We start from the raw sequence: 17,216 nt of genomic DNA, 5'->3' as shown, positions 1-17,216 counted from the left end.
GCCGCGGCCGTCGACGGTTGCGCAGCGGAAGCCAGGTGTGGCCTGCCGCCGGTCCTACTGCTTCATCGCCACAAACGACATGTTCGAGCCGTGCAGCTTGTCGTTGATCGCGATCGTCATGCTCTTGCCGTCGGCCGAAATGGTCATCTTCGCGACGCTGACCACTTTGCCGTCGCGCTTGCTGGTTTCCTGCACGACATGCTTGCCGAGCTTCACCACCGAGACGCTGGTCGTGCCCGGGTCGCCGTTGTACGGGGCATCGCTGCCGTCCATCTTCGCGGTGTAGGACTCGCCGGTCGGCGCGCTCATGCTGAGGCTGTCGCCTTCAACCTTGTACGTGCGGGTGAGCGCATTGTCCGAGACGTCGCCGTAACCGGATGTGCGCCACGAGCCGGATATCGCGTGCGACCCGGCCGGACCCTTGGCCACGCGGGTCATGCTTCCCTGGCCGGTGATGGGATCGGCATTGTTGTTGTTGTTTTCGGTGAAGTTGAAGCTGGCGGTCTTGCCGTCATCGGCGACGGTGGTGGTGGACGTCGAGATGACCTTGCCGTCCTTCTTCTCGGTCTCCTGGATCGTGTGGTCGTCAATGACCTTGACCGCCAACATGTCGTAATACGGATGGCCGGTAACGGGCTGGTCGGTGCCGTCGGCCTTGACGCTGACGGGCGGGACGCAGGTCTTGCACTGGTACATGCCGTCCTGCAGCAGCAGGACATCGGGCTTCTTCGGCATCTGCATCCGCTTCAGGTCGATCTTCCAGGTGCCCTCGATGGCGCTCTGCGCCATGGCCAGCGGGGGTATCAGGCATACCCCCAGCAGCGCGGTCAGCAATCCGGCAAAACGTGGTTTGTTCATGATGACGTTCTCCATGGCCGTCGATCGGCCGATCAGCATGCACCGCTGCCGTGCCGGCGTTCCGGACGGTCTGGGCATGCATGCGGCTGGTTTCCCCTGACCGGCGACAGTGCGCCGGGACATGTAAAGCGCACCGAAACAATTCGTGACAAATTGCGTGGCCGGGCCGGTTTCGCGGCGCCTGCGCGCGGCGAGCCTCTCAGTGGTGAGCCGTCGCGCCCACGACGTCGTTCAACAGGGCTTCGACCTGCTCGTGCGTAGGCGCGCGCAGCAGCTGCGCGGCGTGGCGGCGCAGGTCGGCGTGGTCGAGCGTGGCCAGGCGGTCGCGCACCTGCAGGATCTGCGCCGGGTGCATGCTGAATTCGTTGAGGCCCAGCAACAGCAGCAGCGCGGTGAAGTTCACGTCGCCGGCGATCTCGCCGCACAGGCTGACCGGCTTCTTCGCGCGGCGGCCGGCGCCGAGCACGTGCGAGATCAGTCGCAGCAGCGCCGGTTGCAGCGGGTTGTAGATGTTCTCCAGCGCGTCGTTGCCGCGGTCGGCGGCCAGCACGTACTGGGCCAGGTCGTTGGTGCCGATGGCGAGGAAGTCGGCGTGCTCCAGCAGGGCACGCACGTTGATCGCCGCCGCCGGCACCTCGATCATCGCGCCCAGCGGCAGTTTCTCGGGCAGGTCGATGTTCTCGCGCTTCAGGTCCTGGCGCGCCAGCTTGAACAGCGTGCGCACCGCGATCAGTTCGTCGGGCTGGGTCACCATCGGCACCAGCACGCGCACCGGGCCGTAGCAGGCCGCGCGCAGGATCGCGCGGATCTGCGTGGTGAACACCGCGGGATAGCGCAGCGACAGGCGTACGCCGCGCACGCCCAGCGCGGGGTTGTCCTCGCCGCGCAGGCTGAGCCCGGCGGCGTCGGCCTTGTCGGCGCCCAGGTCCAGCGTGCGGATGGTGACGGGCAGGCCGCCCATGCCCATCACCAGGTCGCGATAGGCGATGAACTGTTCGTCTTCCGAGGGCAGGCCCTTGTGCTTGAGGAACAGGAATTCGGTGCGGTACAGGCCCACGCCGTCGGCGCCGCGGGCGCGGGCCATGGCCACGTCCGATGGCGTTTCGGCGTTGGCCAGCAGGGCGATCTCGACGCCGTCGCGGGTGCGGGTGGGCGCGTTGGCCAGCTTGGCCAGGCGGCGCCCCTCGATGGCCGCCTCGCGCTGCCAGGCGCGGTAGCGCGACAGGTCCTGCGCGGTCGGATGGACGATCGCCTCGCCCCGTTCGGCGTCGAGCAGGATCAGGTCGTCGTCGTGGATGTTGGACAGCGCATCGCGGGTGCCCACCAGCATCGGCAGGCCCAGGCTGCGCGCCAGGATGGCGCTGTGCGAATAGGCGCTGCCGGAACTGGCGACCACGCCGAGCAGGCCGTTGCCGGCCAGCTGCGCCATGTCGCCCGGCGCGATCGAATCGGCCACCAGGATTTCGCCCACGCGGGCGGCCAGCTTGCGCTCTTCCGGGCTGGTCTGCCGCTGCAGCGCCGAGATCACCCGGTTGATCACCTGCTCGACGTCTTCCTTGCGGCTGCGCAGGTAGGGGTCGTCCATCGCCTCGAACACGGCGGACAGGCGATCGCGCTGCTTCTTCAGCGCGGCGCCGGCGCGGTAGTGGCCGATCCGGACCAGGTCGTCCAGCCCGCGCAGCAGTTCGGCGTCGTCCAGCAGCAGGCTGTGCGCGTCGATGAATTCGTTGACCTCGCGGGCCAGCGCGCCGTGCAGCCGGTTGCGCAGTTCGCGCAGTTCCTGCCGCGCCGTGTCGAGTGCGCGGTGCAGGTGTTCCAGCTCGCCCTCGATCTCGTCCTCGCCCAGCGGACGGTTGTCGACCGCGTAACGACTGGGCTGCACCAGCCGCGCACGGCCAAGCGCCATGCCGTGGGCGGCGACGGTGCCGGGAAGGATGTGTCTCACGCTTGGCTCCTTGCGGAGTCGGGAATGGGCAATGGGGAATGGAGAATGGTCAGGAGCAGGGCGCGCGCAGGCCGGCGATGTACCGTCAACCTGGTGCAGTCGGCTTTGCCGATTCCCGGTTCCAGATTCCCGATTCCCTGCATCACTACGCCCCCTCGTCGAACTTGCGCTCGAACAGCTCGACCACGGCGGCGAGCGCAGGTTCCTCGTCGGGGCCTTCGGCGCGGATGGTCAGCGGACTGCCCAGGCCGGCGGCCAGCATCATCACGCCCATGATGCTCTGGGCGTTGACCTCGCGGCCCTTGCTGATCAGCCACACGGTGGACTTGAAGCCCTGCACCAGCTGCACCAGCTTGGCCGAGGCGCGGGCGTGCAGCCCGAGTTTGTTGGAGATGACGACTTCTTGTTCAAGCATGAGAAAGGATGCCCTGATCCATTCCGCACAGGCGGCATGATGTCCAGAAGGTTCGCAGATGGTGGCGCGTGGCGCAGCCAAGGCCGGCCGCCTTGGCAAGCCGCGCGCTGCCGGCTGCGGGCCTTCTGGACATCACCCCGTCATTATTTGTCAGCCGGTGGGGGCCGGCTCTGTCTGCCCGCATCTCCGCGGCGCGCCTCCTCGACAGGCGGCCGGCCTGGCTTCGTCGACGCACCGCGAACCTGCGGGCAGACAGAGCCGGTGACGCCTGCGTGGAATGGATCAGGGCATCCTTGAGGTCAGGCATGGTCGATGAAAATTCCCCCGCGGCCACCGCTGGCCGCGATCTCGGCCAGTTCGTCCAGCGGTTTTTCCGCATAGTTGAGTACGCGCAGCAACATCGGCAGGTTGAGCCCGGAGACGCAGCGCAGGCGCACGCCCAGCGCACCCAGCGACAGCCCGATGTTGCACGGCGTGGCGCCGTACAGGTCGGCAAGGATCAGCACGCCATCGCCGTGGTCGAGTTCGCGGGCGTGATGCGCGGTGAGCGTGCGCATCACGTCGGGATCGGCATTGGGCGGCACCTCCACCGCGTCCACCCGCAAGGGCAGCTTCGGCATCACGTGGTGCGCGGCCGAGATGATCGCGTGACCAACCGCTTCGTGGGTCATCAGCAGCACGCCCACGCTCATGGCTGCTGTTTCCTGCGGGTTGCCGAAGTCATGCCGGTTCACTCCAGCTCGCGATGGAAGGCGAGCACGCCCTCGCGGCGGTCACGATAATAGGCGGCCAGCTTTTCGACCAGGTAGACCGAACGATGCCGGCCGCCGGTGCAGCCGATCGAGATGGTCACGTAGCTGCGGTCGTCCTGTTCGAAGCGGGGCAGCCAGGCATCCAGCCAGCGCGCGGTGTCGGCGAAGTATTCGCCGACCAGGGGTTCGGCTTCGAGGAACTCGCGCACCGGCGCGTCCTTGCCCGACAGCGGACGCAGGTGGGCCTGCCAGTGCGGATTGGGCAGGCAGCGCGCGTCGAACACGAAATCGGCGTCCAGTGGCAGGCCGCGCTTGAAGGCGAACGACTGGAACATCAGGGTCAGTCCCTCGGTGGCCTGGGCGTAGCCGGTGGCCACCAGGCGACGCAACTGATGCACGTTGAGTTCGCTGGAGTCGATCACCTTCTCGGCGATAGCCATCAGTGGGCGCAGCAGCCGGCGCTCCTCGACGATCGCGTCGGCCAGCGACACGCCGCGGGTGGCCAACGGATGGCGGCGGCGGGTTTCCGAGTAGCGCTTGATCAGCACCTCGTCGCGGCAGTCCAGGAACACCAGGTGCACCTGCACGCCGGCGGCGGCCAGCTCGGACAGCACGGTCGGCATGTGGGCGAAGTCGGTGCCGCGATTGCGCACGTCCACGCCCACCGCGATGCGCCGGTGCTTGCTGTTGCCCTGGATCACCGCGTTGACCAGCTGCGGCAGCAGGGCCGATGGCAGGTTGTCGACGCAGTAGAACTCCAGGTCCTCCATCGCGCGCAGCGCCACCGTCTTGCCGCCGCCGGACATGCCGGTGAGCACGATCAGGTGGATCTCGCTGGGGTCGACCTGCAGGTCGAGCAGGGGCGTGTTTCCGTTCATGCGTTCACCATGGCGGCAGCCGGCGCAGCTGGTGCGCCTGGCGGTCAATGAAGGTCTGCGCCGGATCGATGCCCTTGCTCTTGAGCGCATGGCTGCGCACGGCGGCCTCGACCAGCACGGCGAGGTTGCGGCCGGAGGCGACCGGCAGGGTGATCATCGGCACCTGCACGTCGAACACCTCGCGATGGCCGATGTCGCCGGTCAGACGGGTCAGCGCGTCGATGTCCTCGCCGTCGCGCAGCGGCTTCAGGTGGACCACCAGGCGCAGGTATTTGGACGGCTTTACCGACATGTGGCCGAACATCTCGCGCACGTTGAGCACGCCCAGGCCACGCACTTCCAGCAGGTCCTGCAGCAGCTCGGGGCAGGTGCCGTCGATCACGTCCGGCGCGATCAGGGTGAATTCGGTGGCGTCATCGGCGACCAGCCGGTGGCCGCGGCTGATCAGTTCCAGCGCCAGCTCGCTCTTGCCCGAGCCGGCTTCGCCGGTGATCAGCACGCCGATCGAGAAAACCTCCATGAACACGCCATGCAGGGTGATCTTCGCCGCCAGCATGCGCGCCAGGTGGTATTGCAGGTAGGTCAGCAGTTCGTGGCCGCGCTTGGAACTGGTCCACAGCGGCGTGCCGGTTTCCTCGGCGACCTCGCGCAGGTCGGCGGGGATCGGCTGGTCCTTGGTCACGATCAGGGCCACCGGCTGGTAGGCGGCGATCTTGTGCATCACCTCCCAGCGCTGGCGCGAGTCCAGCCCGTCGAGGAAGTTCAGCTCCTCCGAGCCGATGATCTGCACCTTGTTCGGGTAGATCACGTTGAGGTAGCCGATCAGCGAAGGCCGCCGCGACTGCGCCACGCCCGGCTCCAGCACGCGCGATTCGCCACGCATGCCCGACACCCAGCGCAGGGCCATGCGTTCGTGGACACCATCGTAGAGTTGTCGCGCGCTGATCCGGTCCAAGCTCAGTCCTCTGCGCCGCGTGTCGTTGCCCGGCGGGGCTTCGCGGCGACGCGGCCATTGTGCCAGCTTGGACGGTGGTACGTGTTCAGAAAAGGAAACGGCCCGCACGTGGCGGGCCGTTCCGGGTGGCGTTCAAGCGACGGGATCAGCCGTACTGGCGCTCCTCGCGCGCTTCGCGTTGATGCTTGTCGGCCACTTTCTCGCGGTGCTTGCGCAACTGGGCGACCAGCTTGTCGAACAGCACGTCGATCGAGGCATACATGTCGGCCTCGGTGGCCTCGGCATGCAACGTGGCGCCGACCGCATTGAGCGTGCCATCGGCGCGCTGCTGCAGCTTGTCGACCGAAAGCACGATCGCGAGGCTCATCAGCTTGTCGTCGAGGCGAGTGAGGCGGTCGAGCTTGGCCGTGGCGTGTTCGCGCAAGGCCGGGGTGACTTCAATCTGCTGGCCGCTGAGTTGGAATTGCATGGGTCGCCTCCTCTGGTGGTGCAGTGCCGCGTTGTCGCGGCGGGGTGGACGCGTCGGGCCGCAGGCGCCGACACATCGTCAGTCATTCTGTAACAGGTATGGGAGCGAATTTTCGTTAACCAAGTTCCCGCCGCGACGAGGCGGTTCAGCCCGCGCGCTGGCGCTCGCTGGAGGTGGGAATGCGCAGGCCTTCCCGGTACTTGGCGACGGTGCGACGGGCAACCTGGATGCCCTTGCGCTTGAGCTCCTCCGTGATGGCGAGGTCGGACAACGGCTTGCGCACGTCTTCGGCGTCGATGAGTTTGCGCAGCATGGCCTGGATGGCGGTGGCCGAGGCGCTGCCGCCGTCCTCGGTGGATACGCCACTGGAAAAGAAGTATTTCAGCTCGAAGGTGCCGCGTGGCGTATGCAGGTACTTGCGCGTGGTGACCCGCGAGATGGTCGATTCGTGCATGCCGACCTCCTCGGCCACCTCGCGCAGCACCAGCGGGTGCATCGCCTCGGGGCCGTAGTCGAGGAAGGCGCTTTGCCGCCGCACGATCGCGTCGGCCACTTTCAGCAGCGTCTCGGCGCGCGATTCCAGGCTCTTGATCAGCCAGCGCGCTTCCTGCAGCTGGCCGCGCATCCAGCTGGCATCCTCGCCGCGCGCCTTGGCGATCAGCCCGCAGTAGTGCTGGTTGAGGCCCAGCCGCGGCTGCGCGTCGGCATTCAGGCTGACCCGCCAGCGGGGGCCGTCGCGCAGGGCGTAGACGTCCGGCGCCACGTATTCCACCGGCGTGGTGTCCAGCGCCGCGCCGGGGCGCGGGTCCAGGCTGCGGATCAATACCGCCGCCTCGGCCACGTCGTCCTCGCTGGCGCGCAGGCGCCGGGCCAGCCGGGCGATGTCGTTGCGGGCCAGCAGGTCCAGTTCGCTGTCCACGATGTGCAACGCCAGTTCGCGCTGCGGCGTGGCGGCATCGAACTGTTCCAGCTGCACGCGCAGGCAGTCGCGCAGGTCGAGGCTGGCCACGCCGGTGGGATCGAATCCCTGCAACTGGCGGCGCACGGTCTCGATCTCGATCATGCTGGCATCGAAACCGGCGGGCAGGGCGGCGATGACCGCATCGAGACCCTCGGCCAGATAGCCGGCGGGGTTCAGCGCATCGATCAGCACCGTGGCGATCAGGTGCTGGCGCGGGTTGAACGAGGCGAGGTTGAGCTGCCACAGCAGATGTTGCTGCAGCGTTTCCGGCGCGACGCTCTGCGGCTCGAAGTCGTCGTCGCCACGCGAGCCGGAGCTGCTGCCCGAGCTGCTGCTGGAGAAGTCGATGGGCGCTTCCGCCGTGCCGCCGCCGTCAGCCCACTCGCTGCTTTCGCCCTCGTCGTTGCTGCCGGCCGTGGCCACCGCCTCGACGCTGGGGTAGTCGAATTCGGCCTCGCTGACCTCGGGGGCTTCCTCGTCCTCGATCTCCTCGGCGAATTCCAGCAGCGGATTGCTTTCGGCGATCTGCCGCAGTTCGGTCTCCAGCTCCAGTTGCGACAGCTGCAGCAGGCGTATCGCCTGCTGCAATTGCGGCGTCAGCGTCAGCTGCTGGTGGAGGCGAAACTGCAGTGCGGGTTTCATGCCAGCCGGATCGGAAGGGGACGCGGGCCATCGTAACCCGAGCCTGCGGGCGCGGCCATAGATTCCCGTGGCGCCGAAAGATGCCGCGACAGCTTTTTCAGAGTCGGAACTCGCGGCCCAAGTACACCTCGCGCACCTTGTCGTCGGCCAGGATGTGCGCCGGCGTGCCCCGCGACAGCACTTCGCCCTCGTTGAGGATGTAGGCGCGGTCGCAGATGCCCAGGGTCTCGCGCACGTTGTGGTCGGTGATCAGCACGCCGATGCCGCGTTCCTTGAGGTGGCGCACGATGCGCTGGATTTCGCCCACGGAGATCGGATCGACGCCGGCGAACGGTTCGTCCAGCAGCATGTAACGGGGGTTGGCGGCCAGCGCCCGGGCGATTTCCACCCGGCGCCGCTCGCCGCCGGACAGGCTGATGCCTTTCTGTTCGGCGATGTGGGCGATCTTCAGCTCGTCCAGCAGGCTTTCCAGTTCGGTCTCGCGCTGCTGCGCGGTCAGGCCGTCGCGCAGTTCCAGCACCGCCATGATGTTGTCGGACACGCTGAGCCGGCGGAATACCGACGCTTCCTGTGGCAGGTAGCCGATGCCGAGCTTGGCGCGCGCATGCATCGGCAGGCCGGTGATGTCGAGCTTGTCCAGCTTGATGCTGCCCGCGTCGGCCTCGATCAGTCCCACCACCATGTAGAAGCAGGTGGTCTTGCCCGCGCCGTTGGGGCCGAGCAGGCCGACCACTTCGCCCTCGCGGATCGAGAAACCGAATTCGCGCACGACCTGGCGCGACTTGAAACTCTTTTGCAGACCTTCGGCGGAGAGCATCGGTTACGGCTGTCCCTGCGTGGCCGGCTTGGCCGGTGCGCTCGAGGATGCGGCGGGCGCCGCGTCGTCGGCAGGTTTCGCCTTGGGCTTGAAGGTCATGTGGACCAGGCCGTCACCGTTGCTTTCACCGGTCATCTGGCTGGTCTCGGTGTTGTAGGTGAGCTTGTCGCCGTGGGCGTCGCCACGTCCCTTCTGGGTGATCGAGGCGTTGCCGCTGAGCACGGCGATCCCCTTGAGGTTGTCGTAGTCGAGCGTGGCGGCGTCGCCCAACACCAGGTTGTTGTTCTCGTCCAGTTGCTCGAGATGGGCCGGGCTGCCGGTGATCACCACGCGGCTGATCTGGCTGTCGCCGTCGAAATACACCTTGGCCTGCGCCCCGGTGGCTTTCAGGGTGCCCTGGGTGATCACCACGCTGCCGCTCAGCGTGCTGACGCTGTTGGGCTTCTGGAAACCGTCGAAATGTTTCGCGCCGACGTGCATTTCCTGCTGGCGGTCGCTCTTTTTCGCCAGGGCAGGTTGTGCCGCGAGCAGGCCCAGAGCGGCAATGCCGAGCGCGAACCTAGCGCTTGCGCGGCGGGAAGGTGGCATGAACGTCATCGAGCAGCTCCAGGTGTTTGTCATTCAGGTCGGCGCGCATGCCGATGCCGCTGATTCTAGTGCCGCCTTGCACCATCTGCGCGGGCGCGGCGGTTTCCAGCCGGTTCTGTTTCGGCCAGGCGGTGATGTCGGCGGTCTGGATCTGTGCGGCGGGCGCGTCGCGGAAGGCTGCCCGGCGCATGTCCACCGGACCTTGCAGCTTCAGTTCGGTACCGCTCTTGTTGACCCAGCCATACAACGATTCGCCCTGCCAGTCGGGTACGCCGGCCTGGTTCGCCGGCAGCTGGAACGTGGGTGAATTCAGGTACAGCGAGTCGTCTCCCTCGCGGCGTTCCAGGTGCGGCGACTGCAGGTGGAAGCTGGGCTTCCCCTCGGCGTTGAACTCGGTCATGCGGGCGTCGGTCAGGGTGTAGCCCGAGCGGGGCGGGCCCACGAAGTCGTTGGTCCTGGGCGCCGGACCGAACCACCACAGCAGGATCTGGGCGACGCCGGCGGCCAGCGCGATCGCGATGGTCGCGGCCGGCAGGCGCCGGTCGCGCAGCCACAGCCGCAGGCTCACTGCCAGCGCTCCCGTTCGGCGTCGCTCTTGCCCTGGGCGTGCAGGATCAGGTCGCAGGCCTCGCGCGCCGCGCCCATGCCGCCGCTGCGGGTGGTCTGCCAGTGCGCCGCCTCGGCCACCCAGGGGTGGGCGTTGGCCACCGCCACGGCGAGCCCGGCGATGTGCATCGGCGGCAGGTCGGGCAGGTCGTCGCCGACGAAGGCGGCCTGTTCGGGCGTCAGCTGCAGGGCATCGAGCAATTGCTGCAGGCAGCCGCGCTTGTCGCCCTGGCCCTGGTAGACGTGGCTGATGCCCAGTTCCTCGGCGCGCAGCGACACCGGGTGGCTGATGCGTGCCGTGATGATGGCCACCTGCACGCCGTTCGCCTGCAGCCGCTTCAGGCCCAGGCCGTCATGCACGTGGAAGACCTTGGTTTCGCGGCCGTCCTCGCCGTACCACAGGCGGCCGTCGGTCAGCGTGCCATCCACGTCGAACACGGCCAGGCGAATTTTCGCGGCGCGGGTGAGGATGTCGGCGGAGAGGTTGGCGAGGTAAGGCATGAGTCCATGGTTGCTGTGAAAAGCCTCGAAAGGCGGGTTTGCCGGCTTTCCGATTTGCCAGGGCAAATCGGGATCAGACCACACGCGCCCGGAGCAGATCATGAATGTTCAACGCGCCGACCACGCGCTGTTCGTCGTCGACCACCAGCAGGGCGTGGATCTGGTATTTCTCCATCAGCTGCGCCGCCTCGGCCGCCAGCTTGTCGGCGCCGATGGTTTTCGGACCGCGGGTCATCAGCTCGGCCACGGTGGCCCCGCGCAGGTCCACGCCTTCGTCGTCCAGCGCGCGGCGCAGGTCGCCGTCGGTGAATACGCCCAGCAGGCGCTGATCGGCGTCGACCACGGCGGTCATGCCCAGGTGCTTGCGGGTCATCTCGACCAGGGCGGCGGTGATGCCGGCGTCGGGCGAGACCTTCGGCACGTCGTCGCCGGTATGCATGACGTCGCTGATGTGCAACAGCAGGCGGCGGCCCAGCGCACCGGCCGGGTGCGAGCGGGCGAAGTCGTCCGAGGTGAACCCGCGCGCCTCGAGCAGGGCGATCGCCAGCGCGTCACCCCACACCAGCGCCACCGTGGTGCTGGTGGTCGGCGCCAGGCCCAGCGGGCAGGCTTCGCTGGAGATGCTGCCGTCCAGGTGCACGTCGGCCTGGGTCGCCAGCGAGGAGGTGGGGCGTCCGGTGATCGCGATCAGCGGGATGCCCTGGCGCTTGATCACCGGCAGGATCAGCAGCAGTTCGTCGGTCTCGCCGGAATAGGACAGCGCCAGCACCACGTCCTGCGGCAGGATCATGCCGAGGTCGCCATGGCTGGCCTCGCCCGGATGCACGAAGAATGCCGGGGTGCCGGTGGAGGCCAGGGTGGCGGCGACCTTGCGCCCGATATGGCCGGACTTGCCCATGCCGCTGACCACGACGCGGCCCTTGCAGCCCAGGATCAACCGGCAGGCCTCGACGAACTCCGGCCCGATCCGCGATTCCAGCGCCAGCGCGGCGGCCGCTTCGGTGGCGACCACCGTGCGTGCGCTACGGGTGACCAGGTCGGCATCCAGCGAGGTCGGGAGGGGTGGGGCGGTGCGTGCGTTCATGGGGGCTCAGGCAAGGTGGCGGGGACACGGAGGGCGATGGAAAGCGGGCCGGTTCCGCCTGCTGCCGAGCCCTCGTCATTTCTGCGCCAGCGTATTTCCATTACCATGGCATCTTCCCATTTTAACGTCATAAGCCAGCACAAAGGATTCCGATCCAGCGGGAATCCGCCTTCCGGCTGGCCCGACCACCTCATGGAACACTACCCGATGGACTCCAGCCGCATCCAGGCGATGATCGAACAGGGCCTGCCCGGTGCAAAGGCGGAGGTCAGCGGCGCCGATGGCGTGCATTTCGAGGCCACCGTGGTGGCCAGCCAGTTCGGCGGCAAGTTGCCGCTGGCCCGGCATCGGCTGGTGTACGCCACGCTGGGCGAGCTGATGGGCGGTGCGATCCACGCGCTGGCGCTGAAGACACTGACTCCGGAAGAGGCCGGGAACAGGGAATAGGGACTGGGGAATGGTCAAAAGCCATTCCGTCCAGTTCCGCGCCCGACCTCGGCTCCTTCGATTTCCCATTCCCGATTCTCCATTCCCGATTCCCTGCACCCATGGCCAAAATCCTGATCAGCGGCGGCACGCCACTCAACGGCGAGGTTGCCATTTCCGGCGCCAAGAACGCCGTGCTGCCCATCCTCGCCGCGTGCCTGCTGGCCGACGAGCCGGTGAGCATCGGCAACGTGCCGCACCTGCATGACGTCACCACCTTCATCGAGCTGCTCGGCCAGATGGGCGTGCGATTGGTGCTCGACGACCGCATGAAGATGCACGTCGACCCGCGCACCACCAGCACCTGCGTGGCGCCCTACGACCTGGTGCGCACGATGCGTGCCTCGATCCTGGTGCTGGGGCCGCTGGTGGCGCGCTTCGGCCAGGCCGAGGTCTCGCTGCCGGGCGGTTGCGCGATCGGCTCGCGTCCGGTCGACCAGCACATCCGCGGCCTGCAGGCGCTGGGCGCCGAGATCACGGTCGAAAACGGCTACATCAAGGCGAAGGCATCGCGGCTGAAGGGCGCACGCATCGTGATGGACATGGTCACCGTCACCGGCACCGAGAACATCATGATGGCTGCCACGCTGGCGCAGGGCACCACGGTGATCGAGAACGCGGCGCAGGAGCCGGAAGTGGTCGACCTGGCGCACTGCCTGATCGCGATGGGCGCGCAGATCGAGGGCGTGGGCACCTCGACCATGGTGATCCATGGCGTCGAACGACTGCACGGCGCCCAGCACGACGTGCTGCCCGACCGCATCGAAACCGGCACTTACCTGGTCGGCGCCGCGATGACCGGCGGCAAGGTGCGTGCCCGCCATGCGCGGGCCAGCTCGCTGGAGGCCGTGCTGGCCAAGCTGGAGGAGACCGGCGCGCACATCTCCACTGGCGACGACTGGATCGAGCTGGACATGGGCGGCCGTCGGCCAAAGGCGGTCAACATCAGCACCGCTCCATACCCCGCGTTCCCCACCGACATGCAGGCGCAGTTCACCGCGCTCAACTGCGTGGCCGAAGGCACCGGCGTGGTGACCGAGACGGTGTTCGAGAACCGCTTCATGCATGCGCAGGAATTGCAGCGACTGGGCGCGAACATCCAGCTCGAAGGCAACACCGCGGTGATCCAGGGCGTGTCCCGGATGAGCGGCGCGCCGATCATGGCCACCGACCTGCGCGCCTCGGCCTGCCTGGTGCTGGCCGGCCTGGTGGCCAAGGGCGACACCACCGTCGACCGCGTCTACCACATCGATCGCGGCTACGAGAACATCGAGGAGAAGCTCGGCGTGCTTGGCGCGAAGATCCGGCGTCTGCCGAACTGATCTTTCGTCTTGCTCCCTCATCTGCGCAGCTAGAGGGTCGGGGTGGGGGCGCTTGATCTTCGGTGAGGGGGCTGGGCTACCTGTTTCCTTTTGCCCATCTTCTGCGAGGGCTTGGGCTAGTCCGCGGGTTCCGCCCGTTTTCCGCGAGGGCTTGGGCTAGCCCGCGGGTTCCGCTGATTTTCCGCGAGGGCCTGAGCTACCCCCGCTGGTTCCGCTCATTTTCTGCGAGGGCCTGAGCTACCCCCTCCCTTCCTCCCCCTGCGAGCAGGGGGAGGGATCAAGGTGCTCTCGGGGCTACGGGGTTGCCGGGGCCGTGGTTTGCCGGGACGGCGGGTTTATCGTGCTCTTACTCGGCGTGGTAACTCACCAGTTCCAGCACCAGGTCGCCGCCGTCGTGCTGGGCCAGTTTCACCGGCAGCGGGTAGCGGTCGGGGGCGTACCAGGCGCTGAAGCCGCGGTCGGCGTCGGTGCGATCGATGCGCTCGGCGTCGAAGCTGCCGGCGGGTACCTTGACGGTTTCCTTGCCGCTGACCTTGAAGTTCTGCGTCTGCACTTCCTGGCGTACCGCCACCGGCAGGGCGATCTGCTGCTTGCCGTCGCGCAGCGCCAACCCCAGCGCCAGCGCCAGGGTGTTGCGTTCGACCATGCCGGGACTGGCGGGATAGCTCTGTGCGCCCTTGCCCTCGTCGACACTGACCTGCTTGTTCGCCCAGTCCACCACCAAGTGGCGCTGCTTCTGCTTTACCGCAGCCTGCATCAGGTAGTCGTAACTGATCGCCTCGGGCACGTCGCCTTTCCAGCGGAAACGCGAGGTTTCGCTGACACTGGCGCCGAGCAGGGCGGCCAGTCCGCCGGTGCCCTTGACGTCCTTGCTGTAGATCCACTGGCCGTCGCCGGCCGCGCGCAACCGGATCGTGGCGACGCCCATGGGCTGGCCACCCTGCAGCACGTCGTAGGTGGCGGTGAAGGCCTGGGGTTGGGTGGCTGCGGCGGCGTGGCTGCCGAACAGCAGGCCAAGGCCGAGCAGGGGAGCGAGCAGGGATCGGATAGTCATGCGCCGAGTCTGCGCAGGCCGGGCTGAACCTGCTTTAAGGCTGCAGCCCGTGCTCGCCCAGTTGCAATGGCATCGCCAGCGACTGGCCGTCGAAGCGTGGGCCGTGGCCGTCCCATTGCAGTCGACCGTGGGCCAGGTCGGCCAGCACCGCCGGCAGCAGGCGGTGTTCCAGCGGCAGCAACCGCTGGGCCAGCGACTGTTCGTCGTCGTCGGCCACGATCGGCAGGCGCGCCTGGGCGATCACCGGGCCGCCGTCCAGCTCGGCAGTGACGAAATGCACGCTGGCGCCATGCTCGGCGTCACCGGCTTCCAGCGCGCGACGATGCGTGTGCAGGCCCCGGTATTTCGGCAGCAGCGAGGGATGGATGTTGATGATGCGCCCCGCCCACGGTCGCAGCGCCTCGCCGTCGAGGATGCGCATGAAGCCGGCCAGCACCAGCCATTCGGCGCCGCTGTCGGTGATTCGTTCGAACAGGTCGAGATCGAACGCGCGCCGATCCGCGTAGCTGCGCGGGTCCAGCGCCAGGGTGGCGATGCCGGCGGCTTCGGCCAGCCGCAGCGCGCCGGCGGCGGCCTTGTCGCTGCCCACCAGCACGAATTCGACTGGCAGTTCGCCACGCGCACGCGCGTCGAGCAGGGCGGCGAGATTGCTGCCGCGCCCGGAGGCGAGCACGGCGACCTTGGCGGGTGCGGAGGCCAAACGGATCAGCCGATATGCACGCGCTCGTCGCCCTGCGTGGGCACGATCTCGCCGATCACCGAGCTGGCCAGGCCGTGCGTGGCCAGCAACGCGGACGCGCTGGCCACCGCATCGCGCGGCAGGATCACGGTGAAGCCGACGCCGCAGTTGAACGTGCGCCACATTTCCTCGCGCGCCACGTTGCCTTCGCGCATCAGCCAGTCGAATACCGGCGGCAGCACGATGGCCGACGCCTGCAAGGCGATGCCCAGGCCGTCAGGCACCACGCGAATGATGTTTTCCTTCAGGCCGCCACCGGTGATGTGGGCCATGCCGTGGACGGTTTCATTCTTCAGCAATTCCAGCATCGGCTTCACGTAGATCGTGGTGGGCGCCATCAGCGCGTCGACCAGCTTCACGCCGCCGAGGTCGAGATCCAGCGGGCTGCCCGCCCGATCGAGGATCTTGCGCACCAGCGAGTAACCGTTCGAATGCGGGCCGCTGGAGGCCACCCCCAGCACCACGTCGCCGGCCACGATCGCGTCGCCGGTCAGCATCTGCGACTTTTCCACCGCGGCCACGGTGAAGCCGGCCAGGTCGTATTCGCCCGGCGGATACATGTCCGGCATCTCGGCGGTCTCGCCGCCGATCAGGGCGCAGCCGGCCAGCTCGCAGCCGGTGGCGATGCCGCCGACCACGGCCGCGGCGGTGTCCACGTCCAGCTTGCCGGTGGCGAAGTAATCGAGGAAGAACAGCGGCTCGGCGCCCTGCACCAGCACGTCGTTGACGCACATGCCGACCAGGTCGATGCCGATCGTGTCGTGGCGGTTCAGCATCTGCGCCAGCTTCAGCTTGGTGCCCACGCCATCGGTGCCCGAGACCAGCACCGGCTCCCTGTAGCGGCCGGAAAGGTCGAACAGGCCGCCGAAGCCGCCCAGCCCGCCCATCACCTCGGGCCGCAGGGTGCGCTTGACCAGCGGCTTGATGCGTTCGACCAGCGCATTGCCGGCATCGATATCGACGCCGGCGGCGCGGTAGGTGAGGGCGTCAGACATGGCGAGGACCTTGGTCAGGATCTGCGGCGTGGGTGAAACGCGCAAGTTTACCAGCTTGTGGCGCCGTTGCCGTTCGCCTTCGCCGGCTTCGACACCACCGCGATGGACGCTGGGGACACTATTGGGCAGACTTCCGGGAGATTTCTCCAAGAAGATGCCTGCCCCATGCGCCTGTCCCGCCTGCTGATGCTCACCTTGCTGCTGGCTTTTGCCGCCTTGCCGTCCCTGCATGCCCAGCTCGCCGGCTCGCCGTATTCGGTGGTGGTACCGGTGGCCGACACCAGCGACGCCCAGCGCGACCAGGCGTTCTCCACCGCGCTGGCCCAGGTGCTGACGCGGGTCGCCGGCGGGCAGGACCTGCGCAGCAACGCCGGTTACGCAGATGCCCTGGGCAAGGCCACCTCCATGGTGCAGAAATTCCAGTACCAGCGCGCCGCCACCGGGCTGATCCTGAACGTGGATTTCGAGCCCGGTTCGGTGCGCCGGCTGGTCTCGAAGCTGGGCGTGCAAAGCGCGGGCATCAAGCCGCCCGTGCTGTTGCTGGTGCAGGACGGCAATGGTCATCTGCTCGACCAGACGGCACTGGCCAGCCTGGCGGCCAGTGCCAACGCGCGCGGCATCAACGTGGTGTATCCCGATGCGGCCAGCGCGCCTGATCCGGCGAAGATCGCCGCTGCCGACCCGGCGGCCCTGGCCGGGGTCAACCAGCAGTACCGCACCGGCCTGGTCCTGCTGGGCAAGCTCGCCGGCAACAGCGCGGACTGGACGCTGATTTCCGGCGGCCAGGCCCAGCACTGGACTGCGCAGGGCGCGAGCGCGGACAGCCTGCTGGGCGATGCCGGCAACGGCCTGGTCGACCGGCTGGGCAAGCAGCTCAACGTGATTGGCGCCGGCCCCAGCGAGGGCAAGCTGTGGGTCAGCGGGCTGGACAGCGCGATGGATTACGCCAGGCTGATCTCCACCTTGCAGGACGACCCGACGGTGAAACAGGTGCTGACCCTGGGCGCGCAGAACGATGCCGTGCTGCTGGACATCAAGGCAGCGGTTCCGATCAGTGCGCTGGCCGCCAACCTCGCCGCGGGCGGCCATCTGCTGCTGCAGGGCGAACCGCATCCGGGCGCCGACGCGAACCTGCGCTGGCTGAGGTGA

The 17,216-nt window shown here is 67.8% G+C and carries 19 protein-coding genes; 3 read left to right on the top strand and 16 right to left on the bottom strand.

Annotation, left to right across the window (positions count from 1 at the left end):
- Positions 1-54 precede the first annotated feature (54 nt).
- The 13 genes from I6J77_RS13095 to I6J77_RS13035 all read right to left on the bottom strand — a co-directional run bounded on the left by I6J77_RS13095 (position 55) and on the right by I6J77_RS13035 (position 11,471).
- Positions 55-858 carry a hypothetical protein gene (locus I6J77_RS13095; RefSeq protein ID WP_239308977.1) on the bottom strand — a complete coding sequence of 268 codons (804 nt, stop codon included), beginning with the start codon at positions 856-858 and terminating at the stop codon, positions 55-57.
- Positions 859-1,057: 199 nt separating this feature from the next.
- Complete coding sequence (gene ptsP, locus I6J77_RS13090) at positions 1,058-2,803, bottom strand: phosphoenolpyruvate--protein phosphotransferase (RefSeq protein ID WP_204109318.1); 1,746 nt, start codon at positions 2,801-2,803, stop codon at positions 1,058-1,060.
- 145 nt (positions 2,804-2,948) lie between these two features.
- The gene (locus tag I6J77_RS13085; protein WP_056717038.1) at positions 2,949-3,218 is read right to left on the bottom strand and encodes an HPr family phosphocarrier protein; all 270 of its coding nucleotides are present in this window, start codon (positions 3,216-3,218) and stop codon (positions 2,949-2,951) included.
- 299 nt (positions 3,219-3,517) lie between these two features.
- The gene (locus I6J77_RS13080; protein WP_007805705.1) at positions 3,518-3,910 is read right to left on the bottom strand and encodes a PTS sugar transporter subunit IIA; all 393 of its coding nucleotides are present in this window, start codon (positions 3,908-3,910) and stop codon (positions 3,518-3,520) included.
- A 38-nt stretch (positions 3,911-3,948) separates the two neighbouring features.
- On the bottom strand, positions 3,949-4,848 hold the full coding sequence (rapZ, locus tag I6J77_RS13075; protein WP_056717040.1) for an RNase adapter RapZ: 900 nt from the start codon (positions 4,846-4,848) through the stop codon (positions 3,949-3,951).
- Between the two features lie 4 nt (positions 4,849-4,852).
- Positions 4,853-5,803: an HPr(Ser) kinase/phosphatase gene (gene hprK, locus I6J77_RS13070; protein ID WP_056767157.1), complete on the bottom strand. Its 951-nt coding sequence runs from the start codon at positions 5,801-5,803 to the stop codon at positions 4,853-4,855.
- A 145-nt stretch (positions 5,804-5,948) separates the two neighbouring features.
- Positions 5,949-6,272, bottom strand: a complete 324-nt coding sequence (raiA, locus tag I6J77_RS13065; protein ID WP_056717044.1) for a ribosome-associated translation inhibitor RaiA — start codon at positions 6,270-6,272, stop codon at positions 5,949-5,951.
- 145 nt (positions 6,273-6,417) lie between these two features.
- Positions 6,418-7,875, bottom strand: coding sequence for an RNA polymerase factor sigma-54 (locus tag I6J77_RS13060; protein ID WP_204109317.1), 1,458 nt, complete (start codon positions 7,873-7,875; stop codon positions 6,418-6,420).
- Between the two features lie 97 nt (positions 7,876-7,972).
- Positions 7,973-8,692, bottom strand: a complete 720-nt coding sequence (lptB, locus tag I6J77_RS13055; protein ID WP_056767152.1) for an LPS export ABC transporter ATP-binding protein — start codon at positions 8,690-8,692, stop codon at positions 7,973-7,975.
- 3 nt (positions 8,693-8,695) lie between these two features.
- Entirely contained in the window at positions 8,696-9,289 is a 594-nt protein-coding gene (gene lptA / locus I6J77_RS13050; protein WP_204109316.1) for a lipopolysaccharide transport periplasmic protein LptA, read from the bottom strand.
- Positions 9,252-9,848, bottom strand: coding sequence for an LPS export ABC transporter periplasmic protein LptC (gene lptC / locus I6J77_RS13045; protein ID WP_204109315.1), 597 nt, complete (start codon positions 9,846-9,848; stop codon positions 9,252-9,254). Before lptC ends, lptA begins: the two co-directional genes overlap by 38 nt.
- On the bottom strand, positions 9,845-10,387 hold the full coding sequence (locus I6J77_RS13040; RefSeq protein WP_204109314.1) for an HAD family hydrolase: 543 nt from the start codon (positions 10,385-10,387) through the stop codon (positions 9,845-9,847). Before I6J77_RS13040 ends, lptC begins: the two co-directional genes overlap by 4 nt.
- Positions 10,388-10,460: 73 nt before the next feature.
- Positions 10,461-11,471 (bottom strand): KpsF/GutQ family sugar-phosphate isomerase, encoded by a 1,011-nt coding sequence (locus tag I6J77_RS13035; protein WP_204109313.1) that lies wholly within the window; start codon positions 11,469-11,471, stop codon positions 10,461-10,463.
- A 207-nt stretch (positions 11,472-11,678) separates the two neighbouring features.
- Between I6J77_RS13035 and I6J77_RS13030 the strand changes: the two genes are divergently transcribed.
- Positions 11,679-11,918, top strand: coding sequence for a BolA family protein (locus I6J77_RS13030; protein ID WP_007805721.1), 240 nt, complete (start codon positions 11,679-11,681; stop codon positions 11,916-11,918).
- Between the two features lie 101 nt (positions 11,919-12,019).
- The gene (gene murA, locus I6J77_RS13025) at positions 12,020-13,279 is read left to right on the top strand and encodes a UDP-N-acetylglucosamine 1-carboxyvinyltransferase (protein WP_056717052.1); all 1,260 of its coding nucleotides are present in this window, start codon (positions 12,020-12,022) and stop codon (positions 13,277-13,279) included.
- Positions 13,280-13,625: 346 nt separating this feature from the next.
- Here murA and I6J77_RS13020 read toward each other — a convergent pair whose 3' ends face one another.
- The 3 genes from I6J77_RS13020 to purM are packed head-to-tail and all read right to left on the bottom strand — an operon-like array spanning position 13,626 to position 16,067.
- Positions 13,626-14,333, bottom strand: a complete 708-nt coding sequence (locus I6J77_RS13020; RefSeq protein WP_204109312.1) for a DUF3108 domain-containing protein — start codon at positions 14,331-14,333, stop codon at positions 13,626-13,628.
- Between the two features lie 34 nt (positions 14,334-14,367).
- Positions 14,368-15,033, bottom strand: a complete 666-nt coding sequence (gene purN / locus I6J77_RS13015; RefSeq protein ID WP_204109311.1) for a phosphoribosylglycinamide formyltransferase — start codon at positions 15,031-15,033, stop codon at positions 14,368-14,370.
- Positions 15,034-15,038: 5 nt separating this feature from the next.
- Entirely contained in the window at positions 15,039-16,067 is a 1,029-nt protein-coding gene (purM, locus tag I6J77_RS13010) for a phosphoribosylformylglycinamidine cyclo-ligase (RefSeq protein WP_204109310.1), read from the bottom strand.
- 165 nt (positions 16,068-16,232) lie between these two features.
- Here purM and I6J77_RS13005 point away from each other — a divergent pair, with 165 nt between their 5' ends.
- A complete protein-coding gene (locus I6J77_RS13005; RefSeq protein WP_056767137.1) occupies positions 16,233-17,216 on the top strand; it encodes a DUF2066 domain-containing protein in 984 nt (327 codons plus the stop codon).

This window comes from Rhodanobacter sp. FDAARGOS 1247 (assembly GCF_016889805.1).
Classification (GTDB): Bacteria; Pseudomonadota; Gammaproteobacteria; order Xanthomonadales; family Rhodanobacteraceae; genus Rhodanobacter.
The sequence above is the reverse complement of the archived record's forward strand: the minus strand, read 5'-3'. Positions and strand labels throughout refer to the sequence as shown.